We start from the raw sequence: 23,237 nt of genomic DNA, 5'->3' as shown, positions 1-23,237 counted from the left end.
CCTTTCCTCCCCACAGACTTTGAGGCCGACAAAGCCCTCCCCCTCACAAGAAAGCCATGGACGCATCCATGGCCGTAACTCTTAAAATAACAGATTCTTCGGTGTACGCGGGAATGGCTCCACATCACGGATATTCTGCATTCCTGTCAGGTACATCAACAGGCGGTCAAAGCCAAGACCGAAACCGGCATGCTTGCAGCCTCCGTATCTTCTCAAATCCATATACCACTGCAGACTGTCTGTCGTCATGCCCATATCCTTCATACGCGCTTCCAAAACATCATAGCGTTCTTCACGCTGACTGCCGCCGACCAGCTCACCGACTCCCGGGACAAGCAGATCACAGGCTGCCACGGTTTTTCCATCATCATTGACACGCATGTAGAATGCCTTGATTTCCTTTGGATAATCCGTCAGGAAAACCGGTCCATCCACGATTTTCTCACAGATATAACGCTCATGCTCGGAATTGAGATCCATCCCCCATTCCACCTTATTATCAAACTTCACATCCGCCTGTAACAGCAGATCGATTGCCTCCGTATATGTCATCCGCTTGAAATCCGAATTGCGCACCTTCGTGATACGCTCAATACAGCTCTTATCAATCATCGTATTGAAAAATTTCATTTCCTCAGGCGCATTTTCAAGAACATAATCGATACAGTATTTCACCATATCCTCGATCAGGTTCATATCATCCTCCAGATCCGCAAAGGCAATTTCCGGCTCAATCATCCAGAACTCACTGGCATGACGGCTCGTGTTGGAATTCTCCGCACGGAAGGCCGGACCAAAGGTATACACATCACGGAACGCCATGGCAAACGCTTCGACATGCAGCTGTCCGGTAACCGTCAAAAATGCTTCCTTCCCAAAGAAGTCCTGCTCATAATCGGCATCATCTCTGGTTGTCGCCTTAAACATTTCACCGGCACCCTCACCATCATTTCCCGTAATGATCGGTGTATGTACGTATACAAAGCCCTGATCCTGGAAAAATTCATGAATTGCCATGGATAATACCGAGCGCAGACGGAAGATTGCATAAAAGGAGTTGGCACGCGGACGCAGATGTGCAATTTCACGCAGATATTCAAAGCTGTGACGCTTTTTCTGCAATGGATAATCACGGTCGCAATCCCCTTCCAGCGATGCTTCGGTAACCTGAATTTCAAACGGCTGCTTTCCCTGTGGTGTCAGCACGAATTTTCCGGTTACGGTGATCGCCGCACCTGTCGGATATTTCTCAACCTCCGCAAAGTTTTTCAGTTCCTGTAAATACACCAGCTGCGCGTTTCGGAAATATGTTCCGTCATTCAGCTCGATGAAGCCAAGCTTGCCACTGCAGCGGTTTGTCCGAACCCAGCCCTGCAGCTGCACATATTCCATGCTGTCCTGTTCCACATGAGATCCACTCATAACGATCTCATACAGCTCGCGTATTGTCATAAATTCAAACATATTCATTTCCTCCTGTTTACGGTACAAAAAAACGTTCCCTTTCAGGAACGTATTGTACGCGGTGCCATCCTGATTCCCATGCGTTTGCCGCATGAGCATCTTCTTCGGGATATATCGTTCCCACACGAAACCGTCTACTGTTGTTCTCCGGTTCAGCTCCACAGCCGTTCAGATATAAATCCGTATGCATGCAGCTTCCACCTTCCTGCATTCGCTAGTTGCGCGTAATTTATTCTGTTCTGCTTCAACGCTCTACATTCAGATTGTTGGTCTCAAAGACCAGCTCCTGTATAGATGATACCACATCCACGCTCTTTAATACAACCCCTTTTGGAATTTGTATATGTTCATGCGTAAAATCCACAAGTCCTGTGATACCACAGGCAATCAAGCGATCGACCGTTTGCTGGATATTTTCAGAAATCGCCAGAATTGCGATACGGCAGCCATCCGGCACCTTCTTCTCCAAATCCGCAATATCATATACCGGTATACCGAAGCGTACACCCTGACGGTCTGGATTGACATCAAATGCACAGGCAATCTCACCAACCACATAATCCCATTTATTATACTTCATCAGTGCCCGGCCCATATTACCGGCTCCGACCAGAATGATTTTTTCATCAAAATCCATACCGAGCTGCTGATTAAAAATTTCAATCAACCGATTGACATCATAACCATATCCCTGCTTTCCCAGATTTCCCAGAAAAGAAAAATCACGGCGAATCGTCGTCGGTTCAATATTGACGACACTGGCCAGTTCCTTGGACATGATTCTTTCTACACCTGAACTTTTCAGCTTGCGCAATGCCTTCAGATAGACAGGATATCGCTGCAGCGTTGCCTTTGGCACATTTTTCTCTGTCATGTTTATCACCTATTGCATAGTATAGCATACTTTTTTAACTTTGTGAATAAACTATCATATTTAACTTTTTTGAAAAGGGAAATTTCCTGCCGGACACAGAAGTAGAAAGCAAAACACGGAGTGCTTTAGATGTTCAGCATACGGGGAGAATGAATGCGGAAATGATTGCAATACGTTTCCATCCCATCACCAGTTATATGATCTGTATCCGTATGCAATATTGTACGTGATGCTGCATGGGTTCCTGCATACGGCAGTATAGACTGCATAGCAAGGAACGGACAGCTTCCTTTACAGGAAAGGTACAGGTCTGTTTTCGTTTCTTACGCCGATACTGTAGAGCATCACCTTAAGATACATGCATGGTCTGTGCATTTCACATCCGGCTGCTCATCAATGACTTCCTGCATATCCTTCATCAAAGCACCTTTTCCTTGACGCTCCCCTCTTATATCCGATACATCCAGTGCATTGTTTCCATCACATCCTGTAAAGCACATTCCTACTCACAGCAGCTTCTCCATCTGTACATGAGGAACATGCTCATCCATATGCTCCTCCCCGCATATGGTATAGCCATAGCTTTCATAAAACGCACAGGCACGGCATTGTGCATCCAGAATACAGCGCCTTCCCTTTTTGCTGTGAACGATGCTCTCCATCTCGGATAGCAGGACACCGCCCAGTCCCTGATGGCGAAACTGGGGAAGTACCGCAATACGTCCGAAGACCCATGCCGCCTCCTCTTCCTTTGGAAAACAGCGTGCACAACCTGCAAGTGTGCCATCCACATAAACAGTAATATGTACAGCAGTCGCATCAATTTCGTCAAATTCATTCTGAAATCCCTGTTCCTTCATGAACACCTCAATACGAACATACCTGTAGTCCTGCTCGTTATCCTTTGTTTTAATTTCTATCATATTTGCTCCCATCCAAGAAAAAAGGCAAGCTCGACATAGCTGCCCTCTCTTATATAATCATAAAGCCGAGATCATTGATAACCTTTCTGGCAACGGCCACCATATCGGAGTTTCCCTCCACAATGACGCATTGCTTTTCCAGATTTACCTGAAAATCCACTCTGGTTTCAGCCAGTGCCGTTTCTATTCTTCTCGCCTTGGTATCATCATCCAGATACTTTACCAAAATAATGTTCTTCAAGCGGATCACCTCGTTGTTATTGTATCACAATCCCTGTAAACAATCCAATAGTTGATACGATTGTTCGTGAATTGTAAGAGAATTTAATCTTCAACGATTGTTCCAAGACTTGTGGAAAAGGTTCCTTTTAAATATATGCGGATATGATGGTCCTTTGCATAGTTGACACAGCGGTCATGCAAAACCCTCGATTTCATATTCAGCATTTCGTCGTAGGTCAGTTTGTCGTATTTAATCGCATATTCATTCAGCTTGGGATCCTTGTCATAGACACCATCCACATCTGTATAAATATCCACTTCCTTGAGATCCAGCATATCCGCAAACAATACCGCACTGTAATCACTGCCTCCTCTGCCGAGGGTCGTCACATGACCACTGGGGGAGATACCGATAAAACCGCCGACAACCAGCACATCATAGCTGTTCAGCTTCTTGCGTATTCCGGTATGATCCAGCTTCAGTACCTTTGCATAGTCATAGTTCTCATCGGTAAGTATTCCGCAATCGAAAAAAGGGAGCGCATACGCCCGTATTCCCATATCCAGAAGTTCACTGCATATCTTCAGTGCAGATAGCTGCTCTCCCATAGAAACCAGTCTGGCTTTTTCCTGCCTGGTGAGAAATTCACTGCCCATGGACAGCAGGGTATCCGTAGCATACGCATCCGGATAGCGGCCCATGGCCGATACCACAACAATCACTTTATTTGTCTTGCTGCTTTCCAGCACATGACGGTACACATATTTCCTGGTCGCTTCACTGCGCAGGGAGGTACCGCCAAACTTCATTACTTTCATGTTCATATGCATAACCCCACATTCCTTATACCATATGTCAAAAGATGTCGGAATGTGCGGTTTTTTCGCCCAGTTCGCTTGATTTCATAGTACTTTCAGGAATTTGGAATCCGTTCCTGCTGGCAAAAGAAAAAGATACCCAAAAGCCGTCATGTGCATGTAATTGCACATACGCTCAGGTATCTTATCAAAATTATGTCGTCTATCTTATTTTTTCAAAGCCTTCACAAAACGCTCGGTAATCTGCTTCGGACGTGTGATAGCACCACCGACAACTGCACTGTAAGCACCAGCCTCATATACTGCAGCCAGATCTTCCGGCGTATTGATTTTGCCCTCCGCAAGAATCGGAGCCTTGATTGTTTCCGCCAGCTTTTTGAATAGCTCAAGATTTGGACCATCCACATTTTTGGAATACGGCGTGTATCCGCATAAGGTGGTAGATACACAGTCAAAGCCGATGTTTTCCGCATTCACGCATTCTTCATATGTCGAGCAGTCCGCCATGGCAAGAACACCGTGTTCATGCACATAGTTGACGAGATCCTCCAGCTTTTCCCCATTCGGACGATCACGAAGCGTCGCATCCATAGCGATCATTTCACACCCTGTTTCAAATAGCTCATCCAGCTCCTTTTTCGTTGCGGTGATATAAATATCACTATCCGGATAGCTGCGTTTTACAATTCCGATAACAGGCAGATCAACGACTTTTTTAATTTCGATGATATCCTCCTTGCTCTGTGCACGGATTCCTACGGCACCTCCCTGTTTTGCCGCAAGCGCCATTCTTCCCATAATGAAGGATGAATGCAGTGGTTCATCAGGCAGCGCCTGACAGGACACAACAAGTCCACCTTTAATTTGTTCCAGCATGTTCATAATTAAGACCAACCTTTCCTGATATACATATACAGTATAATCCTTTTCCTTTTTTTTGTCTTCCCTTTCCTAGATGATTTTTATGGAATTCAATTCCCCGACGCCTTTCAGCATGTATCAAACAGCAATGGAAAAACAGCCTGCCGCAATCATCCCTGACGGGACTTTTAGAATATCCATGCGCTTGCTTCCGTTAGCGTTTCACTCCCCCTGCTCTTAGCCTGCAAGCAGGAGGCTGCGGCTTTTTTCCACAAGCTTTCGATATACCGGCTTCATATCCTCCTCTGTTACATAGTGATTGATTTCCTCCACTGCAATCCACCTAACACCGCTGTTTTCATCCGGCTTGCTGCACAGCGTATCCCGTTCATCCGCCTGACACAGATAGGTGACATTCAAATGAACATGAGAGGATACAAATGCACCTCTTTTCACATGCGGTGGTACCGGCAGTATATCGATGGCCAGAATGGATTCACTTAGCAGCTCAAGCTTTTTCAGTCCGGTTTCTTCTCTTCCCTCCTTTAATGCGACATGGATCAAATCCCGATCCCCGTCCGCATGACCGCCGCACCAGCCCCAGGAGTTATAAATATTATGATAAATCATGAGTACCTTTGATGCATCCGCATTGATGATCCACGGACTGCTGGTGATATGTCCATATACATTATCTCTTGTATAGACATTGGGAAATTCCTTTATATAGCGCATCATGACCTTACGGTCTGCTTCCTCCTGTAGATTGCAGGGTGTATATGCGCAAAGCTCTTCATACAGCTTCATTATGAATCACCTCCTATCCATGTCAGCAGGGCTTCTCTGTACACCTTGAGCGCTGTAGGGATTGCATAGGTCTTTTGCAGTTCATCCTTCGTGCACCATACCCCTTCCACTGCCTCCTGTTTCAGCTCCAGCAGATATCCGTTCATATGCCACTCAACATGGGAAAAGATATGTTTTGCTTTCCGCAGAGGAACCAGCCGGAGAAGCTGATCCTGAAATTCCTGTGCGATCTCCTTTCTGCTTTTCTGTTCCTCCAGCATCATAAATTCATACAGGCCTGCAAGCAGTCCCTGCTCATCTCGTTTATGCAGATAAACCCTGTCTTTACACAAAAGGACAAGCACTGTCTTTTTTTCAATTCTTCTGGCCTTTTTAGCTGTTTTATTGGGTAGCCGGTGTGCCGCTCCGCTCTGATAGCCCATGCATTCACTTGCCAGCGGACAAATATTACAACGGGGTGCCGCATTCGGCACGCATACGAGCGCACCGATTTCCATCAGAGCCTGATTAAAGGCATCACTTCGGTGCTCCGGTATATATTCCTGTATAATGTTCTGAAATTTCTTCTTTGTGCGTTCCTTCAAAATGTCATCCTCGCTGACAAGCACCCGGCTGAACACACGCAAAACATTGCCATCCACTGCCGGAACACAGCGCTTATAGGCGATAGAGGCAATAGCTCCCGCTGTATAGGCACCGATGCCGGGAAGCTTCAACAGCTCCTCATATGTATCCGGAAGTACACCGTTATGGCGCTCCATGCATTCCATTGCACATTTTTTCATGTTGCGGACACGGTTATAATAGCCAAGTCCCTCCCACAGCTTACGCAACGTATCCTCATCCGCCTCTGCTAAAGCCTTCAGTGAAGGCAGTGCCTGTATAAACCGTTCAAAATAAGGCTTTACTGCTTCCACGCGTGTCTGCTGCAGCATAATCTCGCTTACCCAGACGCGGTAGGGGGAAGCATCCTCTCTCCATGGCAGGACACGGGCATTCTGGTCGTACCAGTCCAGCAGCTGCTCTGTAAATTTCTTTTTATCATGTTGTAGTTTCATGCGTTTATTATACCACAGGGCAAAGACGGCAGGCAAAGAAAAAGCCAACAAGATTCCTGTTGAAACAGGACGGACATCACATACGATCAAAGGGACAGAGAAAGCGTTATAGAAATCAAACGGTATCTGCGCAAAGGTAGGATAAATGCAGGAAGAAGTATCCAAAAAAAAGCAGTGCTCTTTGCCCTGTGCTGTTTACATAGTGTCTCAGATGAAGGCTATTGTATTGGTATGCCTGATTGCAGGTACTAGTCATAAAATGAATACTATTGCAGATACTTTCCTTGCACATATAAAAAAGAGGGAATTTCATACGATTTCATAGAAATCCGAATTCCCTTCTTCATAAGTAACTCGCTACTGGATCAAATCTGCGAGTACATTCTGTTTATGATAATTGCTTGTGTTACGACATACGGGTTCACAACGAATACATCAGCGTTTCCAATGCAGGTATCTGGTGGTGGAGAAAAAGCTTCCCACCAGGCCGACAAGAACGCCGATCAGAATTAAAATTCCTGATATCTCCAGTGTCATAGGAAATACCGTTTGCAGTACGAACATGTTGCTCATGAAGGTACCGCCCAGGATGGTATATACATACTGATAGCCGAAAATTGTCAGCAGGACAGGAACCAGACTTCCCAGTATCCCGATGAAAACACCCTCCAGCATCATCGGAAATTTGATTGCCCAGTTGCTGGCCCCGACAAAACGCATAATGGCAATTTCCTGTTTTCGTGTATAAATAGACATTTTGATTTTATTGGAAATCAGAAATACTGCAATCACAATCAGGAAGATAATGAAAATCATACCGCCTTCCCGGATTTTCTCAAAGGTGGAAATCATTCCACTTGTGGAATCTCCGCCATATTCCGCAGATACGATCCCTTTCATATCTTCGATCTTATCCGCAGTTTTTTGTATATCCTTTCCGTTTTTTACCTCAATCAGAAACGTATCGCGAATCGGATTGGCTTTTCCCTCATACATATCGAACATAGTGGAATCATCCTGAAATTCCGCTTTATAATTTTCCAGTTCTTCTTTTCCGGTGGAAAGCGTTACATGCTTTACAGTATTCAGCTGTTCGATTGCATGAAGCAGCTGCTGCTTTTGCTTATCCTTTACAATGGTATCTATACTCGCACGTATGGTTACCTGTTGCTCGATATGCTTCGTAAAGCAGTTGAGATTGCTGGTCAGCAGCATGAATACCGATATCAGAATCAGTGTTATGGATACCGCAACGGATGCGGAAAATGTCAGTCCGAAATGCCGGACGATATTTTTATATGTCATTTTTAAATGGAATTTAATATATCTGTAAAGTTTTTTCATAGGCTTATCACTCATATTTCTCTTACCTAATAATGATACCCTAGCAAAAGTGGAATGTAAAGCAGTTTAAGAATTTGTAAGATTTGAAATTTCTTCATATGGAGAGGATGGATTCCTGTCACACGCATCCAGACGCTGGAAAAAGCATGTTACAGCCAGACAGACAGTCTGTTGATTTCCGATTCAGTGTACGGCAGGAAAGCATCTCAGCCGCTCGATTGTACATTTATTTTTCAGATGCCAAGAGCTGTTGGGTAAGCATTTCTACTACAGCACCTTATTTCTGTATCTGCTTGGCATAGACCCTCTCCTATTTTATACCACGGCATACGGCTACAGGGAAACGCAAAGCTACATATGCCGCAAGGATACTGCACGGGATATCTTTCGGCAGATCCAGAGGAAAGCAGGATAACAGCAGAAGATAAAATGAAATCTTTGTTCCCGTGTAGTAATTTAAGATCACATATTTATAAGCAAGTCCGATTCCATAGGTTGCCAGCAATCCTGCCAGTACAGCCAGAAAGCATGTCTTCCAGTTTTTTTGCCCATGCTCCATAATCCAGCCGCTGCAAAATGCTGTGACGATAAAGCCAAGTAAAAACCCAAAGCTTGGGCGCAGAACGTAGGAAATTCCTCCCCCTGCCGCAAATACCGGTATACCAAGCAAACCGATCAGCACATACAAGGCAGCGGAAAGAGCCCCCAGGCGCGCTCCCAGAAGCATACCAGCCATCAGGACAAAGAAAAACTGGAGCGTAAAATAATCAAAATTAGGCAGGGGAATTTGCAGAAAGGCACCTATGGCGATCAATGCCGTAAACAGAGAACACAGCGCCATCCTGACAGCTGTCATTTGCTTCATGCTGCCACCGCCTTTATGGAAACCTCACCTGAGCTGAGGATATGGGTTGTATCTTCACTTTCTACTATCAGATTTCCGGCATTGTTGATATCCTTTACATAACCACTGAGCTGCTTCCCGTTCTGCATCCAGCTAATCTGTTGATGTAAAACCACAGAGGCATCCCGATACTTCGCAAGCACACTGCTGTGCTCTTCCTTCTGCAGGGCTAAAAGCTCATTCACGATACAGGCAATCAGCTTATTTCGATTCACCGGATGCGTGCTCAGAGATACCGCAATATCCTTCAATTCCTCGGGAAATGTCATAGTGGAGGTATTAAGACCGATTCCGACAATGATGGCCTCCAGTCTGCCGCTTTCAAAATCACTGATGGCCTCGCAAAGAATCCCGCACAGCTTTTTTCCCTGATAGAAAATATCATTCACCCATTTTATCTGTGTATCAGTCTGATACAGTTGCTTCAATGCACGCTGCACAGCAACCGCAGCATAGATGGTAATCATAGAGGCATCAGACAGCTGCTGTGGCATCCGCAGCAGCAGGCTCATATAGATTCCGGTGCGCGATGGAGAATAAAACGGTCTTCCAAATCTGCCTCTGCCTGCACGTTGTTCTTCCGCGGCAATCAGTGTCAGATGCTCACTGCCGTCGATTGCCATTTTTTTCAGCAGCTGATTGGTGGAATCTACCTGTTCAAAGGTATATACCGGCAGCTTTTTTTTCAGGTAAACCGAGATTGCCTCAGCAGACAGCTTGTTTGAGGTCTCTGCCAGCTGATAGCCCTTGCGGGGAAAGGATGCTATTTCAAAGCCCTCCTCGTTCAGGGTATGAATCATTTTACATACGGCATTACGGCTGACATGCAATCGCTGTGCCAGCTTTTGTCCGGAAACCGGCTTTGTTCTGTTTTGCTCAAGTTCCCGTATCAATTCACTTCGTATCGACATCGTAACAGCTCCTTTTCTCGATACTTAGAATATCAAACTTTTCCATCTTTGTAAACCCGTATTTTAAAAAAGGTTTACTTGATAGATGACTTTTTCCCGATATCAGCTTGTTACTTGTACCTCACAGAAAGAAATTTGTTCTTATAACGGTGTACATGAATTTTCTAAAAGGGCTTATCATCATAATGAAAACAAAGCGTCCTCGTACTGGTCATTACGATTTCCTTGATGATGCAAAAACGGCTTTTCACCGCTATATGTATTAAGCCATATAGATATCCTTCGATAAAGGATGTGGAAAAGCCATTGCATTCAGCGGGATACAGATTAAGAAAGGATACTCAGCACGCCGAAGCAAAAAAAGACAGCCTAGATAAGCTGTCCTCTCTAACATATTCAACGCAGCCAGTAATTTTCCGGTCTCTCTCGGCACGGTGCTGAGCCGCATGCATTCGGTGCATCCGCATTCCATCCGGTACCGAAGGTCAGATCTCCCGTACGGTTAAACTGATTTAATGCAGCCGTCATCGTCATGGAACCAACGCGTATGATTTCAACATGGCAATGCGGACCGGAGCTGTTACCGGAGCTTCCGGAATATCCCATAACCTGTCCCTGGTTCACACGCTGCCCCACACTTACCGCAACGGAGCTTAAGTGATAGAACGGCATAGCATATACGACACCGTTTACCCTTGTTAGAAGTGCAACGTTGTTTCCGCCACCTGCCGGAATACCACACCAGTTATTCAAGGCGCCATAGCCGCAGCCCTGATATGTATGAATGATGATACCGTTTGCCGGTGCTACAACCGGAATCCCTGTCGTTGAGCCGGTAGAGAAATCCATTCCCATATGTCCGCCGCCGCCAGGATAGGCCCAGGTTCCTGCTTCATAATGCCAGCCGCTTTGCAGCGGGGCGATAAAGCTGGAGCTTTGTGCCGTACCGCCGGAAGAACCGTTATTTGAGTTATTTCCGCTGTTCCCGCCGGAATTTCCACTGTTGCCCTTATCCGGATCGGTATTTCCATTATCCGTATTCCCGTCACCGGAATTACCGTTATCTGTATTCCCGCTGTTACCTGTTTCATTCCCACCGTTCTGTGGAGTATCCGGTTTTTCCGGCTGCTGCTCAGGCTCATCAAAATCAGCGGCCAGCGACAGATCCACCTTCGGCAGATTTGCCTGTGCCATCTGTGCCTCACGCTTCTGTGTAGCAAGATTTGCTTCCTTTGCGTGATAATCGCTCAGCAGATTCTTTTTCACCTCATTCAGCGCTTCCACCTTGGCCTTGCTGGATTTTACATCCTTCTGCTGAACAACAAGAAGCTCCTTCTGTTCTTCCACAATCTTACGATCCTGATCCAGCTTTTTCTTTTCCTTATTCAATGTTTTGATCTGCTCGTTTTCATATCTGTTCAGCTCGCCTACGATTTCCGTTCTTCTCAGCAGATCCGTAAAGCTGGTGGAGCCCATCAAAAAATCAATATAATAATTACTGCCGGTATAGGCCTGCATTTCCAAAAGACGCGCACGCATCTGCTTGTCGCGCTCCTTGATGCTATCCTCTTTTTCCTTAATCTGTTTCTTCAGGTCACTGATCGAGCTCTGTGTCTGGTCAATACTAGCCTGTATACTGCTGATTTCTTTTTCATAGCTCGCGATTTTCTTATTGTTATCCGCAATCAGCTTGCTGACCTTTTCCACATCGCCCTTAACACTGGCAATCTGACTCTTGATATCACTGATTTCCTTATCCAGATTATCGGATTTGCTTTGCAGATAATCCTTGTATCTGCTGCACTCCTCCTGTGTTTTCGTATCCTTGATGACTGCACATTTGGCATTCATCTCACTTTCTCTTCCTTCGAAACTCTCTGCTTTCAGAAGGCCTGCATTACTAATCAGCAATGCACCGCTGACAAACAGAGCTGCATATTTCTTTTTCATTTGCGCATACCTCCCTACCTGAATTACAGATATAATATGATACTACCTGTATGTATATGATAACGTAAGCACTTTAAAAAGTAAAGAAAAAACACTGCTGATTCCCGCCTGTATCAGACTGAAAAAAACAGTGTTGAAAAGGTATTGCTGCACAGCTTCTTTACAGGGTTAAGGAATCTGATATTTTCACCCACAGCTGCAGCCTGCAATCCTCCTGCTTCGGACGGATATAGCGCTGTATGAGAAATGCATCACATGCATAGCCATGTCTTGGCAGCCATACCTCAAACAGATAGGCGCTTGCCTTATACAATGCCTTCTGTACGAGGTCTTCAAAGCTTTCCGCCTCATATTCACAGACAGCATAGGTGCCCACAGGCATTTCAAAGGCGGTATATCCCTTTACCGGCTCTGCCGTATGAACAGCGGCCATATATGTGAAGGCTCCCGGTGTTTGTGAAGGCGTCAGAATATCATTTCCTTCATCAAGAGCAGCATGCTGCAGTACATCATCCTGTTCCAAGCGATCCCAGAGTGCCACCAGCGTATTCTCCTTCGGCTGCGCAATTTTAGCACTTTCATCCTCTTTTGTGTAGCCGCTGAACCACAGTGGTTCCTTTTGTACTCTGCGTTGAATTTCCAGAACCATATCGTCACAGATCAAAGGCACACCTTCATCCACCAGGGTATATTGCATGCGCAGCTCCGGCTTGATCACATGATCCAGATGGATATCCGATGATGCACGATACTCCGCCGGAGACATTCCATAGCACTGCCGAAATGCTCTGGTCAAGGTACTGTGACTGGAAAATCCGCATTGCATTGCAATGTCCATGATTTTTCCGTTATCCGCCTTCAACAGTCCTGCCGCCATTTTCAGCCGTACGCTGCGCAGATACTCACTGACCGTATATCCTGTCAGTCGGTAAAACAGCCGCTGATAGTAAAACCTCGACAGATGCGCAATTGACGAAAGCTGTTCGATTGTCAGTTCCTCCTCATAATGCTCCTCCATATAATCCAGGGTCTTCTGTATTGCTTCCCATGCCTGCATAAGCATCACCTCCACCTAGAGTATACGGCAAACACATCATCTTTCGCTTTCCACGGAATGCCCTGTATAAGGATACTGCAAGGAATGAATATTATTTTAAAGAAGCATGACGAGTAAAAAACGTCTTATATCCCAGAGTCACAAAGACAACAACAGTAACAGCCGTACAGCCCAGGATTGCAAGCATAATACCAATCTGATACTTGATCGCCGTCAAGGGGAAGGTTCCGGACAGCATCTGACCCGTCATCATACCGGGAAGTGATACGATCCCCATTGTCATCATATTGTTCATGGTTGGCAGAATGGCGCTGTCAAAGGCATCATTTACTTCCTCATGAGCAGCAAGCTTTGGAGATGCTCCCAGCATGAGTGAATTTTCAATCTTCTCCCGGTGATCCTGCATATTTGCACAAAGACGGTTTGCCCCCAGCGCAATACCGGTCATGGAATTGCCGATAATCATACCGGAAATCGGTATAAAATACTGCGGATTGAACCAGGGGCGAACCTGCAGTACCAGCAGCATAAAGACAACTGCCGTACAGAGATAGCCGATCGTCATAGAAACGCCCATCAGCCGCTTTAAATCATCGCTCATATCATAGCGGACTCTTTTTGCGGCATTGTAGATGGCAAAGCCAAGCATGATCAGCAGCATGAGAAGTGTAAGCCACCAGCTTGGATTTTTAAATACATAGAGCAGTATATACCCCATAATCGTCAGCTGTACCGTCATTCGCGTAGTAGCAATCAGAATCATATTCTCCCTGCGAATACCTCTTGCACGAAAGATGATAAGCAAAAGCAACACAAAGATATAGGCGATGGCCAGATTAACAATGGAAAGATCCATAACGGAATCATTCATACACATACCCCCTCGTATCACCGTTTTCTATACGCAAAAGACTCTTCGGATACTTTGCCGATACCTCTGCGGAATGCGTAACCATGATCAGCTGCCGCTTTCGTTCTGTCACAAAGTGTACAAGATTCTCAATGACAAAGCTCTCCGTTTCCTTATCCAGAGCCGAGCTTGGCTCATCCACCAGATAGACCTCTGCATCCATCAGCATCACCCGTGCCAGGCAGAGCCGCTGTTTTTCTCCCCCTGACAGACGTTCACAGCTCTCCTGCAGCTCCTTATGCAAATCCACTTTTTCCAGGTATTCCTTCAGCTTTTGCTTCGTGGCAGGAAGCCGGCCGCTCAGTCGTAATCCGATTTGAAGATTATCCTCGATATCTCCCGGATAGATCACCGGTGTCTGCCCCAGCATGACGACCCGTCTGCGCAGCTCCATCGGATTCAGTTTCTGAATATCCTCCCCATTGTACAAAATAGTTCCCTGTTCAGCCTCATTCAAACGATTCAACAGACGCAGCATCGTGGTTTTTCCACTGCCACTGGGACCGATGATGCAGGTAGCACAGCGGTCCAGGCATACATGCTGTATATGAAGAATATGCTTAAATGTAACATTATTCAGTTCAAACATAATTTTCCGTATCCTTTCTTTACATTTTTAGAATACCATAAGTTGAAAAATACTTCCACACATATACCATATGATATATAATAGGATGACGTGAGGGTGATACAATGCATACAAAAGGTATTCTATATACAGTCTTATCCGCCGTTTTATTCGGCATCACACCGCTGATTACAAGAGCGGTTTACGGATACGGAGCGAACTCCATGACCGTGGTATTTTACCGGTCTCTATTTGTTATTCCCATGCTTGCGGCAATCATGAAGGGCAGGCACATCTCATTTTCCATTTCTGCACACGATCTGCGCAATACCGGTATCATTGCCATATTCGGAAGCGGACTGACGACCATTCTGCTGTTTTCCTCCTATTCCTATATTGATGTCGGCTGTGCCACGACACTGCATTTTCTATATCCGGTATTTGTTTCGCTGCTCTGCTTTGCTGTATATCACGAAATACTCGGCAGGCGTAAGCTTGCGGCACTCTCTCTTGCACTGCTGGGAGCACTTTGCTTTTTCGATCTGAGCAATTCCGGCAGCATGCTGGGTCTGTTATTGGCAGCTGGCTCGGGACTTACCTACGCCTTTTACATGGTCCAGCTGGAGAAAACACGGCTTTCTCATCAGAATGCCTATAAAATATCCTTTTATCTTGCCATCTTTATCTTGCTTGAAACACTTGTGTATCATTTGCTGTTTTCCTCCATACAATTTATTCTGCCATGGAATGCATACGGGCTGATTTTGCTGCTATCGCTGGTATCCAGCTTTCTTGCTGTGGTATTGCTGCAGAAGGGGATTCAGTACCTTGGCTCCAGTACAGCTTCACTGTTTTGTCTGTTTGAACCGGTTACCTCAGTTGTCTGCGGAGCCTTGTTTCTAAAGGAAGCCCTGACACCGGCAAAGATCATAGGATGCTGCATTATCTTTACAGCGCTGATCATCATGAGCAGGGATCAGCATACAGCGGCTTCTTCTTAAGTTTTCTTAAAATTTACCCGATTTTGCATGATGATATGGGAATCGGTAAAAACTATGATATAATGAAAACAGAAAACAGCTTATTTATGAAGGAGTCCCATGGAACCATTAAACCTTGCCAGTATAGCAGAAATCGGCGGTAAATACACGTCGCAGCGAAGTGAAATCATTTCGTATATACTTATCGCCCTGTGTGCAGTTGCTTTTGTATATCTGATCATACATCAGATACGCTCACACAAATAAATTACTTTAACAATCACAGCGCATTCTCCATATGTGAATGCGTTTTTTATACTGCTTGGAAAACACACAGTATACTGCACTTCCGGCTCGTACATGCCTGCAAAAAAAGCAGTGATTGGATATTTCCGGTTCTTTCTTACTTTAGGGTGTTTGCAAAAGGAAGACTTCAACTTCTATTGTAACTACAATAGTACTGAAGTCTTCCTATGTTAAGTTTACCCACAAGCGAGAAAGAACCATATCTCCTTCCTCACTGCTTTTTCATCCATTATGCGTTTACAGCTTCTAAACCTGAATCTGAACGTGATACTTTTTCAGCCAGTAATTCACCTGCAGCAGATATGCAATCGTCTGCGGTGTATTCATAAGCTGTCCATACCATGGAATCGAGCGATCCTCACGTAGCAGCTCCTGCAGCTTTTCCTTTTTTACAATTTGCAGCAGGGGCTCATTGCCCTGTGCAAGCAGCTCCTCCATCTGTCTGCTGACAAGCGCACGGTATTTCGGATGCCAGGTCTTCGGATACGGGCTTTTTTTCCGCCAGAGCACCTCATCCGGAAGCAGACCCTTGACCGCTTCCCGCAGTAATCCCTTTTCATAGCCCTGATAATCTTTGAATTCCCATGGAACGCTATACAGATATTCCGCAATGCGCATATCGCAAAAAGGAACCCGCACCTCCAGAGAATTGTACATGGACATACGGTCTTTGCGATCCAGCAGCGTCTGCATGAACCATTTCATGTTCAGATTCACCATTTCACGAAGGCGCCTTTCTTCCTTTGTGCGATTGCACAGGATGTCACTTTGCTTCAGTGTCTCCTGATAGCGCTGATCGACATAGGTGACTGCGTTGATTTGCTCCGCAAGCTCCTCATTCAGAAAGCCCATGCGGTATTTTGTGGATTGTGCCCATGGAAAGCCATAGGTGGCGCGAATCTTCGGATCGCGGTACCACGGATAACCGCCGAATATCTCATCCGCACACTCTCCGGACAAGGCGACCGTACAGTATTTGCGTATTTCCTTACAGAACAGCAGTAAGGAGCTGTCCACATCTGCCATACCGGGTAAATCTCTGGCATCCACTGCCGTATACAATGCGTCAACCAAATCCTCTGTTTTCAGGACAATATTGTGGTGATCACTTTGCAGAAAGTTCTGCATAACCTCAATATAATGCTGATCGGAATTGGGCTGAAATTTTGTTGAGTGGAAGTATTTCTCATTATCCTCATAGTTTACCGAAAAGGTGTGCAGTGTTTTTCCCTGCTTTTTGAATTCCCTAGCTGCCACTGCAGATATGATACTGGAATCCAGCCCCCCTGAGAGAAACGTTGCGACATCCACATCGGCGATCAGCTGCCGCCGTATGGAATCTGTCACTAGATCATGCACCGTCTGTACCGTAGTCGCAAAATCATCCGGATGCTCTCTATCCTGTAAGTGGAAATAGGTTGTCAGCCGCATCCCCTTGTGGTCATACCATGCATACTGTCCCGGCTTAAGCTCCCGTATATTATGAAATACTCCATAGCCCGGTGTTCTGCCCGGACCCAGCAGCATGATTTCCGCAATGCCGTCCGCATGCAGAATCGCAGGGATTTGCGGATGCGCCAGCAGTGCCTTCATTTCCGAAGCAAACAGCATCGCCCCTTCCTGCAGCGTATAAAACAGCGGCTTTACTCCCATACGATCTCTTGCCATAAACAATCTGTGTGCTTTTTTATCCCATACGGCAAAGGCGAAGATGCCGTTCAGCCTTTCCACCACGGTTTCCTTCCACTCTATAAAGGCCTGTAACAGCACCTCCGTATCGCTGGTTTCCTGAAATGCATATCCTTTTTTCTGCAATTCTCTGCGCAGCTCCTCCGTATTATACAGCTCCCCGTTATAAACCATTACGTAGCGGGGGTCGCTTTTCAGCTGCATAGGCTGTTTTCCATGCTGCAAGTCCATAACACTCAGTCGTGCATGCAGCAGAGTAACCGCCTCATCCGTATATATATTCTGCTGATCAGGTCCTCGTCGTTTCATCGTATCCAGCATGTCTTCCACCGCCTGCTGATTTCGATACTTCATCCGGTGTTCCCCGTCTACGATTCCTGCAATACCACACATAACCCGTCCTCCTTAAAAAAGGGGTCCTCCCCGTTACAGAAGAACACCCTTGTTCCATAGTAGTATATGCATGTTTTCATGTTTGTTTCCTGTCATATATTTCCAGCATAGACATATCGCAGCCATCCGGATGCTGCTTTCACCGCCTCCAGGATCAGCTGCTTTGCTGTAGGCTGCTCCCCGTACATGTGATACATGGAAAAAAACCTTGTTAAATGGAGCGGTATATCCGGATGCAAAGAAGCAAGCCATGCCGCTTCCTCCTCGATTCGATCTACATCATCATGCAGTCCCGGCACCATAAGGGAGGTGATTTCAACATGTGTATGCTGAACAGCCAGCTCCACACTGCGGCGTACGGCTGTAAAATCTCCCTGCAGTCTGCGATAGCCCTCCTCATCGAAGGCCTTCACATCGATATTCATTGCATCGACATAGGGGAGCAGCTCAAGCAGCTTCTGCTCCTGTATATAGCCATTTGTAACAATGACGTTTTTCAGCCCGTGCTGCCGTGCCAGCTTGCAGCAGGCAAGAACAAATTCAAAGTTGATCAAAGGCTCATTATACGTATAAGCGATACCGATATTGCCCCTCTGCTTCTGCTGCAGGGCGATGTCCACAAGCTTTTGCGGCTGTAGCCGGACACAAAATGCAGCGTCCTCCTGCATTGAAATCTCATAATTCTGACAGAACGGACAACGCATATTACAGCCCATGCTGCCAATTGACAGAATCTGTGAGCCCGGGTGGAAACGGCGAAGCGGTTTTTTCTCAATCGGGTCGAGAGCCATGGATGATATCTTCCCGTAGGCAGTGGAAACAATACGGCCGTTTCTGCATGTTCTTACACCGCAGAATCCACGTTTTCCCTCCGGTATACAGCAGTTATGCGGACAAAGCTCACATACGGCACTCATGGTGACGGACAACCTCAAAGCGTTCCAGCAAAAACGGCTCATCCGGATCCATACCGGCCTTGTTTAATGCAATACTGATTTGCTGAAGCGGTGTATCCACCCCCTCCAGATCAGGAAGCAGTAAGCCCCGGCGATGCTCGTCACTGACAATTACTCCATATCGCCTGACATCCAGCTGCTCGAGACTGTCAATCTGTTCCGCCTCCTTCAATACATCCACACTGTATTCCAGATAGGGCAGCTCCTTTTCTTCAACCGGAAGAAACCTAGGATCTCTGGTACCTGCGGATATCGCATTGGAAATGATCTCCTGTGCCAGATTTTCCTGTACCGGTGCAATTGTACCGATGCATCCGCGCAGCTCACCGAATTTTTTCAGAGAGACAAAGACGCCGCCCCGGCAGGTAAGCAGGTCTTTGGGCAGAGATTTCCGTAACGGCAGCACTGTACGTGAACGAATGTATACCTCCAGTGATTCCCGGGCAAGTGCGACATACGGATCCTTTTTCAATACGCTGATGATTGCCGTTGCGTAACCCACACCGAACGGTCCCTCATAGGATAAAAATTGAGAATCAATGGGATATGCCTGCAGCACACCATGCAGCATCACAAATGCAGGATAGCCGCAGTTTGCACTCTCTTCGATGATTTGCTCATCCATAGTCAGCAAGCGTGCATAATCATTGCTTTTAATAATATCTACGATCTGTTCATCAAATACAGGCCCCATCGGATGAAATCCATACGGTCCGTCCTCCTTCAGCTTATGAGATAGATCTCCGCTGGCAATTACTGCAACATTGCGCTGTGATTCATCAATAACTCTGCGCAGACAGTTTCCAAAGGCCACCTGTGTATCACGATCCAGTCCGCTGACTGAAATACGCACAAGCCGAAAACCGGTGTATTCCTGTAAAATAAAATGCAGCGGCACCATGGTTCCATGATCCAGTGTCTGACTCTGCTCTCCCAGCGTACCGGCCGGCAGTCCCTGGGAAGCTGCCGCATGACAGAGCATATCGACAAAATCTTCATCGTACAACACCTTCATATCCACATCCTTCACACCGAAGGCCTCAAAGCTGCCAAACGCCTGTGCGCCATCGGATATCTGAATGTAGTCCCGATAGCTTGGGGCATGCGGAGAAAACACAACGATTGTCTGCGGCTTTGCAGACGCTATATCATGGGCAATCATGCGATAGGCATTCACTGTATTCTGAATAACCCGCTCCTGCCCCCTGCCGATTTCCGAAAGGATAATCGGAGGGTGCGGAACGATATATGCTTTACTTAACATCGTATCACTTCCTTTATCTCCATTATACACATTCTCCTTCAATTTTTAAACCTTCGCCGTCAAAAGAAGCGTTCATTTCAATGTGCAGGGCTAGTGTTCACCGTGAATTTAGAATAAAGCCTGAAATCACGGTATGAAAGGGAATTTGCATAGTATAACGAACATCAGAAAGACAGCACTTATATATTTATAAAGCCCGTTGCATATCTAGAGTTCCCTCTTTATACAGGCATCCGCAACAACTGCTTTCTTCCTTTTTTTCAGCAGTTGAATAGAAAACTAAAAAGAACCGCAGCCCGCGGTTCTTATAGGATATGCAATTATAAATTCTGAAGCATAATGGTACAGCCGTCTACAACGCATTTCAATGCATTTTCAGCAACATATACAGGAATTTGAAGCTCATTGCGCATCAGCTGATCCAGATTTTTCAATAATGCACCGCCTCCGGTAAGGACAAGCCCATGCTGAACAATATCCGCTGCCAGCTCCGGTGGTGTCACCTCCAGAATCGTCTTCGTGGCATGAACGATTTCCTGTAAGCTGCTTCTTATGTAGCTTTCCACCTCATTGCTGTTGATGTCAATGGAATGTGGCAGCCCGGTTTCCACATCACGTCCAGAAATGGTAATGGTTTCCGGTTCTTTAACAACCAGCGCATTCGCAATACGGCGTTTGATTTCATCCGCCGTCTGTTCACCGATATACATTTTCTTCTGAATGCGTACATTTTCCAGAATATCCTGTGTAATCTTATTTCCTGCAGTTTTGATTGAGGTAGAGCATACGATATCCCCAAGAGAAAGCACTGCAATATCGCTCGTACCTCCCCCGATATCCAGCACCATATTTCCACTTGCCTTACCGATATCCAGTCCTGCACCGAGTGCTGCTATTTTAGGTTCCTCTTCCAGATATACCTTTTTTGCTCCGGCACGGTATGCACAGTCCCGGATTGCATTTTTTTCAACAGAAGTGATTTTTGTCGGATGACATATTAAAATCACGTTCTTTTTAAACATGCCCTTTAGGTCGCATTTCTTTAGAAAATAGTTCAGCATCATGTCAGTTGCCTCAAAGTCAGCAACCACACCGTCCTTTAACGGACGGATACATATCATGTTTTTCGGTGTACGTCCCAGCATATCTCTCGCATCAAGACCTGCCGCTATACATTTCTTAGTTGTAGCATCTACTGTAATGATGGAAGGTTCATCCACCAGGATTCCTTTGTTATCTACACAAATGAGTAAATTTGTTGTTCCCAAGTCAATTCCAATTTTTCTTGCCATGTTTAACCTTCTTTCATATCCTGCATTGTCGAATTTCCAATAATAATATACCATTTCTTACCAGTAAAAGCAAAGAAACAAGAATCTTTTTGATAAATTTTTACTTTTACAAACTTAGCCATAGATAAAAACCCCTTCTATGTGTCTCAGTATGCCCAAAAACCGCTCGTGCAAACCAGTACAGTCTTATGAACAGGAAGAAAAATTGGAAGCAGAAACCAGCGCAGCCAATGAAACATCATAGAATACCGATAAAATTACAGATATCAGAAAACCGGCTTTTGGATACTGCAATACACCGTATTGCGAAGTCAGCTGAAGGACATCCTGCATATAGTTTACGGTAACTGTCAGCCACGGTTACCGCCTGCTCACAAATGGTATCAATCCGTATGCAGCAGGTTACCGCAGACAAGCCTTAAGCCAGGAAAGTTTGGCGAAGGAAATGGATAATTTCGTAGTCCAGATTAAAAAGACAGCTTCATCATTTTAAGTCTGTGCTTCTCTCTTATGGACCCTGTATTCAGGAGGTGATTAGAAAGCAGGAACCATTGAAAATAGCGTTCGCTCCTGTTGCCTAAGCAGAAATACAGATGTATGAATAATGTAGGAATGCTGTAGGTACTGCCATTGTCCCACAAATGAAAAAAAGCCCTTTTTCAAAGGCTTTCTTGTTTATTTATTTGTTCATTGCTTCAGAAACAGCTACAGCTACAGCTACACTGGCACCAACCATAGGGTTGTTACCCATACCGATCAGACCCATCATTTCTACGTGAGCAGGAACAGAAGAGGAACCGGCAAACTGTGCATCAGAGTGCATACGTCCCATTGTGTCTGTCATACCATAGGAAGCAGGACCAGCAGCCATGTTATCCGGATGCAGAGTACGTCCGGTACCACCACCACTAGCTACAGAGAAGTATTTCTTGCCCTGTTCGATACATTCTTTCTTGTATGTACCTGCAACCGGGTGCTGGAAACGTGTAGGGTTCGTAGAGTTACCAGTGATGGAAACATCAACACCCTCGTGATGCATAACTGCAACACCTTCACGAACATCGTCCACACCATAGCAGTTTACAGCAGCTCTTTCTCCCTGAGAATAAGCCGTTCTGGACAGCTCTTTCAGTTCTCCTGTGAAGTAGTCAAACTGAGTTTCTACATAGGTAAATCCGTTGATACGGGAAATGATCTTTGCAGCATCCTTTCCCAAACCGTTCAGGATAACACGCAGCGGTTCTTTACGAGCCTTGTTTGCATTACGTGCAATACCGATAGCACCCTCAGCAGCAGCAAAGCTTTCGTGTCCTGCAAGGAATGCAAAACATTTTGTTTCATCGCTCAGCAGCATAGCAGCCAGGTTACCGTGCCCGATACCAACCTTGCGGTCATCTGCAACGGATCCAGGAATACAGAAGCTCTGCAGACCTTCACCCAGTGATTTTGCTACTTCATATGCGCTCTTGTCGCCTTTTTTGATTGCGATTGCAGCACCAGCGATGTAAGCCCAGCAAGCATTCTCAAAACAGATTGGCTGGATTTCCTTCACGATGTTGTATACATCTACACCTAAATCGTCACACAGTTTTTTTGCTTCTTCGATAGAAGAAATACCATATGAGTTTAAAACTTTATTGATCGTATCAATACGTCTTTCGTAACTTTCAAATAATGCCATGATT

Annotated in this window: 24 protein-coding genes; 2 read left to right on the top strand and 22 right to left on the bottom strand. The window is 45.7% G+C overall.

Annotated elements, in window-relative coordinates; genetic code table 11:
• Window positions 1-81: 81 nt before the first annotated feature.
• From asnS to ACESPQ_RS04635, 17 genes are all read right to left on the bottom strand, one after another.
• Window positions 82-1,464, bottom strand: a complete 1,383-nt coding sequence (gene asnS / locus ACESPQ_RS04715; protein ID WP_002608063.1) for an asparagine--tRNA ligase — start codon at window positions 1,462-1,464, stop codon at window positions 82-84.
• Window positions 1,465-1,480: 16 nt separating this feature from the next.
• Window positions 1,481-1,654 carry a hypothetical protein gene (locus ACESPQ_RS04710; RefSeq protein WP_002608062.1) on the bottom strand — a complete coding sequence of 58 codons (174 nt, stop codon included), beginning with the start codon at window positions 1,652-1,654 and terminating at the stop codon, window positions 1,481-1,483.
• Window positions 1,655-1,708: 54 nt separating this feature from the next.
• Window positions 1,709-2,338: a redox-sensing transcriptional repressor Rex gene (locus ACESPQ_RS04705; protein ID WP_002608061.1), complete on the bottom strand. Its 630-nt coding sequence runs from the start codon at window positions 2,336-2,338 to the stop codon at window positions 1,709-1,711.
• Between the two features lie 344 nt (window positions 2,339-2,682).
• The gene (locus tag ACESPQ_RS04700; RefSeq protein WP_002608060.1) at window positions 2,683-2,838 is read right to left on the bottom strand and encodes a hypothetical protein; all 156 of its coding nucleotides are present in this window, start codon (window positions 2,836-2,838) and stop codon (window positions 2,683-2,685) included.
• 6 nt (window positions 2,839-2,844) lie between these two features.
• Window positions 2,845-3,261: a GNAT family N-acetyltransferase gene (locus ACESPQ_RS04695; RefSeq protein ID WP_002608059.1), complete on the bottom strand. Its 417-nt coding sequence runs from the start codon at window positions 3,259-3,261 to the stop codon at window positions 2,845-2,847.
• A 49-nt stretch (window positions 3,262-3,310) separates the two neighbouring features.
• Window positions 3,311-3,511 (bottom strand): hypothetical protein, encoded by a 201-nt coding sequence (locus ACESPQ_RS04690; RefSeq protein ID WP_227761467.1) that lies wholly within the window; start codon window positions 3,509-3,511, stop codon window positions 3,311-3,313.
• 74 nt (window positions 3,512-3,585) lie between these two features.
• Entirely contained in the window at window positions 3,586-4,308 is a 723-nt protein-coding gene (locus ACESPQ_RS04685; RefSeq protein WP_021420106.1) for an aspartate kinase, read from the bottom strand.
• Between the two features lie 201 nt (window positions 4,309-4,509).
• On the bottom strand, window positions 4,510-5,178 hold the full coding sequence (locus ACESPQ_RS04680; RefSeq protein ID WP_021420104.1) for an N-acetylmannosamine-6-phosphate 2-epimerase: 669 nt from the start codon (window positions 5,176-5,178) through the stop codon (window positions 4,510-4,512).
• A gap of 222 nt (window positions 5,179-5,400) precedes the next feature.
• A complete protein-coding gene (locus tag ACESPQ_RS04675; protein WP_257376849.1) occupies window positions 5,401-5,970 on the bottom strand; it encodes an NUDIX hydrolase in 570 nt (189 codons plus the stop codon).
• The gene (gene mutY / locus ACESPQ_RS04670) at window positions 5,970-7,028 is read right to left on the bottom strand and encodes an A/G-specific adenine glycosylase (RefSeq protein WP_373143994.1); all 1,059 of its coding nucleotides are present in this window, start codon (window positions 7,026-7,028) and stop codon (window positions 5,970-5,972) included. The genes ACESPQ_RS04675 and mutY overlap by 1 nt, the downstream gene beginning before the upstream one ends.
• Before the next feature lie 435 nt (window positions 7,029-7,463).
• On the bottom strand, window positions 7,464-8,372 hold the full coding sequence (gene ftsX / locus ACESPQ_RS04665; protein WP_002608053.1) for a permease-like cell division protein FtsX: 909 nt from the start codon (window positions 8,370-8,372) through the stop codon (window positions 7,464-7,466).
• Window positions 8,373-8,682: 310 nt separating this feature from the next.
• On the bottom strand, window positions 8,683-9,237 hold the full coding sequence (locus tag ACESPQ_RS04660) for a biotin transporter BioY (RefSeq protein ID WP_373143993.1): 555 nt from the start codon (window positions 9,235-9,237) through the stop codon (window positions 8,683-8,685).
• Window positions 9,234-10,187 carry a biotin--[acetyl-CoA-carboxylase] ligase gene (locus ACESPQ_RS04655; RefSeq protein ID WP_002608051.1) on the bottom strand — a complete coding sequence of 318 codons (954 nt, stop codon included), beginning with the start codon at window positions 10,185-10,187 and terminating at the stop codon, window positions 9,234-9,236. Before ACESPQ_RS04655 ends, ACESPQ_RS04660 begins: the two co-directional genes overlap by 4 nt.
• A gap of 396 nt (window positions 10,188-10,583) precedes the next feature.
• Window positions 10,584-12,137 carry a murein hydrolase activator EnvC family protein gene (locus tag ACESPQ_RS04650; RefSeq protein WP_109770514.1) on the bottom strand — a complete coding sequence of 518 codons (1,554 nt, stop codon included), beginning with the start codon at window positions 12,135-12,137 and terminating at the stop codon, window positions 10,584-10,586.
• Between the two features lie 160 nt (window positions 12,138-12,297).
• Window positions 12,298-13,194 carry an AraC family transcriptional regulator gene (locus ACESPQ_RS04645; RefSeq protein ID WP_008727218.1) on the bottom strand — a complete coding sequence of 299 codons (897 nt, stop codon included), beginning with the start codon at window positions 13,192-13,194 and terminating at the stop codon, window positions 12,298-12,300.
• 91 nt (window positions 13,195-13,285) lie between these two features.
• Window positions 13,286-14,065 carry an ABC transporter permease gene (gene fetB / locus ACESPQ_RS04640; protein WP_002608039.1) on the bottom strand — a complete coding sequence of 260 codons (780 nt, stop codon included), beginning with the start codon at window positions 14,063-14,065 and terminating at the stop codon, window positions 13,286-13,288.
• Window positions 14,058-14,693, bottom strand: a complete 636-nt coding sequence (locus ACESPQ_RS04635) for an ABC transporter ATP-binding protein (RefSeq protein WP_373143992.1) — start codon at window positions 14,691-14,693, stop codon at window positions 14,058-14,060. The genes fetB and ACESPQ_RS04635 overlap by 8 nt, the downstream gene beginning before the upstream one ends.
• A 104-nt stretch (window positions 14,694-14,797) precedes the next feature.
• Here ACESPQ_RS04635 and ACESPQ_RS04630 point away from each other — a divergent pair, with 104 nt between their 5' ends.
• Window positions 14,798-15,673, top strand: a complete 876-nt coding sequence (locus ACESPQ_RS04630) for a DMT family transporter (protein ID WP_109770516.1) — start codon at window positions 14,798-14,800, stop codon at window positions 15,671-15,673.
• A 99-nt stretch (window positions 15,674-15,772) separates the two neighbouring features.
• Window positions 15,773-15,919, top strand: coding sequence for a hypothetical protein (locus tag ACESPQ_RS04625; protein ID WP_002608036.1), 147 nt, complete (start codon window positions 15,773-15,775; stop codon window positions 15,917-15,919).
• Between the two features lie 285 nt (window positions 15,920-16,204).
• On the opposite strand, the gene asnB is transcribed toward ACESPQ_RS04625, so the two are convergent.
• The 5 genes from asnB to ACESPQ_RS04600 all read right to left on the bottom strand — a co-directional run bounded on the left by asnB (window position 16,205) and on the right by ACESPQ_RS04600 (window position 23,233).
• Entirely contained in the window at window positions 16,205-18,040 is a 1,836-nt protein-coding gene (gene asnB / locus ACESPQ_RS04620; RefSeq protein WP_109770517.1) for an asparagine synthase (glutamine-hydrolyzing), read from the bottom strand.
• A gap of 92 nt (window positions 18,041-18,132) precedes the next feature.
• Window positions 18,133-18,957 (bottom strand): AmmeMemoRadiSam system radical SAM enzyme, encoded by an 825-nt coding sequence (gene amrS / locus ACESPQ_RS04615; protein WP_373143991.1) that lies wholly within the window; start codon window positions 18,955-18,957, stop codon window positions 18,133-18,135.
• Window positions 18,941-20,260 (bottom strand): AmmeMemoRadiSam system protein A, encoded by a 1,320-nt coding sequence (gene amrA / locus ACESPQ_RS04610; protein ID WP_373143990.1) that lies wholly within the window; start codon window positions 20,258-20,260, stop codon window positions 18,941-18,943. Before amrA ends, amrS begins: the two co-directional genes overlap by 17 nt.
• A 320-nt stretch (window positions 20,261-20,580) precedes the next feature.
• Window positions 20,581-21,552 carry a rod shape-determining protein gene (locus ACESPQ_RS04605; protein WP_002608031.1) on the bottom strand — a complete coding sequence of 324 codons (972 nt, stop codon included), beginning with the start codon at window positions 21,550-21,552 and terminating at the stop codon, window positions 20,581-20,583.
• Between the two features lie 679 nt (window positions 21,553-22,231).
• The gene (locus ACESPQ_RS04600) at window positions 22,232-23,233 is read right to left on the bottom strand and encodes a GGGtGRT protein (protein WP_002608029.1); all 1,002 of its coding nucleotides are present in this window, start codon (window positions 23,231-23,233) and stop codon (window positions 22,232-22,234) included.
• Window positions 23,234-23,237 lie beyond the last annotated feature (4 nt).

Origin of the sequence: Clostridium sp. HGF2 (assembly GCF_964240115.1) — a bacterium.
GTDB classification, from domain to species: Bacteria; Bacillota_I; Bacilli_A; order Erysipelotrichales; family Erysipelotrichaceae; genus Clostridium_AQ; species Clostridium_AQ innocuum.
Note: the sequence above shows the minus strand (reverse complement) of the source record. Positions and strands in the feature narration are given on the sequence as shown.

Excerpts from the sequence above, each read along its gene's own strand:
- asnS (WP_002608063.1), bottom strand. The coding sequence starts at position 1,464 with ATGTTTGAATTTATGACAATACGCGAGCTGTATGAGATCGTTATGAGT.
- ACESPQ_RS04710 (WP_002608062.1), bottom strand. The coding sequence starts at position 1,654 with ATGCATACGGATTTATATCTGAACGGCTGTGGAGCTGAACCGGAGAAC.
- ACESPQ_RS04705 (WP_002608061.1), bottom strand. The coding sequence starts at position 2,338 with ATGACAGAGAAAAATGTGCCAAAGGCAACGCTGCAGCGATATCCTGTC.
- ACESPQ_RS04700 (WP_002608060.1), bottom strand. The coding sequence starts at position 2,838 with ATGTGCTTTACAGGATGTGATGGAAACAATGCACTGGATGTATCGGAT.
- ACESPQ_RS04695 (WP_002608059.1), bottom strand. The coding sequence starts at position 3,261 with ATGATAGAAATTAAAACAAAGGATAACGAGCAGGACTACAGGTATGTT.
- ACESPQ_RS04685 (WP_021420106.1), bottom strand. The coding sequence starts at position 4,308 with ATGAACATGAAAGTAATGAAGTTTGGCGGTACCTCCCTGCGCAGTGAA.
- ACESPQ_RS04680 (WP_021420104.1), bottom strand. The coding sequence starts at position 5,178 with ATGCTGGAACAAATTAAAGGTGGACTTGTTGTGTCCTGTCAGGCGCTG.
- ACESPQ_RS04675 (WP_257376849.1), bottom strand. The coding sequence starts at position 5,970 with ATGAAGCTGTATGAAGAGCTTTGCGCATATACACCCTGCAATCTACAG.
- mutY (WP_373143994.1), bottom strand. The coding sequence starts at position 7,028 with ATGAAACTACAACATGATAAAAAGAAATTTACAGAGCAGCTGCTGGAC.
- ftsX (WP_002608053.1), bottom strand. The coding sequence starts at position 8,372 with ATGAAAAAACTTTACAGATATATTAAATTCCATTTAAAAATGACATAT.
- ACESPQ_RS04660 (WP_373143993.1), bottom strand. The coding sequence starts at position 9,237 with ATGAAGCAAATGACAGCTGTCAGGATGGCGCTGTGTTCTCTGTTTACG.
- ACESPQ_RS04655 (WP_002608051.1), bottom strand. The coding sequence starts at position 10,187 with ATGTCGATACGAAGTGAATTGATACGGGAACTTGAGCAAAACAGAACA.
- ACESPQ_RS04650 (WP_109770514.1), bottom strand. The coding sequence starts at position 12,137 with ATGAAAAAGAAATATGCAGCTCTGTTTGTCAGCGGTGCATTGCTGATT.
- ACESPQ_RS04645 (WP_008727218.1), bottom strand. The coding sequence starts at position 13,194 with ATGCAGGCATGGGAAGCAATACAGAAGACCCTGGATTATATGGAGGAG.
- fetB (WP_002608039.1), bottom strand. The coding sequence starts at position 14,065 with ATGAATGATTCCGTTATGGATCTTTCCATTGTTAATCTGGCCATCGCC.
- ACESPQ_RS04635 (WP_373143992.1), bottom strand. The coding sequence starts at position 14,693 with ATGTTTGAACTGAATAATGTTACATTTAAGCATATTCTTCATATACAG.
- ACESPQ_RS04630 (WP_109770516.1), top strand. The coding sequence starts at position 14,798 with ATGCATACAAAAGGTATTCTATATACAGTCTTATCCGCCGTTTTATTC.
- ACESPQ_RS04625 (WP_002608036.1), top strand. The coding sequence starts at position 15,773 with ATGGAACCATTAAACCTTGCCAGTATAGCAGAAATCGGCGGTAAATAC.
- asnB (WP_109770517.1), bottom strand. The coding sequence starts at position 18,040 with ATGTGTGGTATTGCAGGAATCGTAGACGGGGAACACCGGATGAAGTAT.
- amrS (WP_373143991.1), bottom strand. The coding sequence starts at position 18,957 with ATGAGTGCCGTATGTGAGCTTTGTCCGCATAACTGCTGTATACCGGAG.
- amrA (WP_373143990.1), bottom strand. The coding sequence starts at position 20,260 with ATGTTAAGTAAAGCATATATCGTTCCGCACCCTCCGATTATCCTTTCG.
- ACESPQ_RS04605 (WP_002608031.1), bottom strand. The coding sequence starts at position 21,552 with ATGGCAAGAAAAATTGGAATTGACTTGGGAACAACAAATTTACTCATT.
- ACESPQ_RS04600 (WP_002608029.1), bottom strand. The coding sequence starts at position 23,233 with ATGGCATTATTTGAAAGTTACGAAAGACGTATTGATACGATCAATAAA.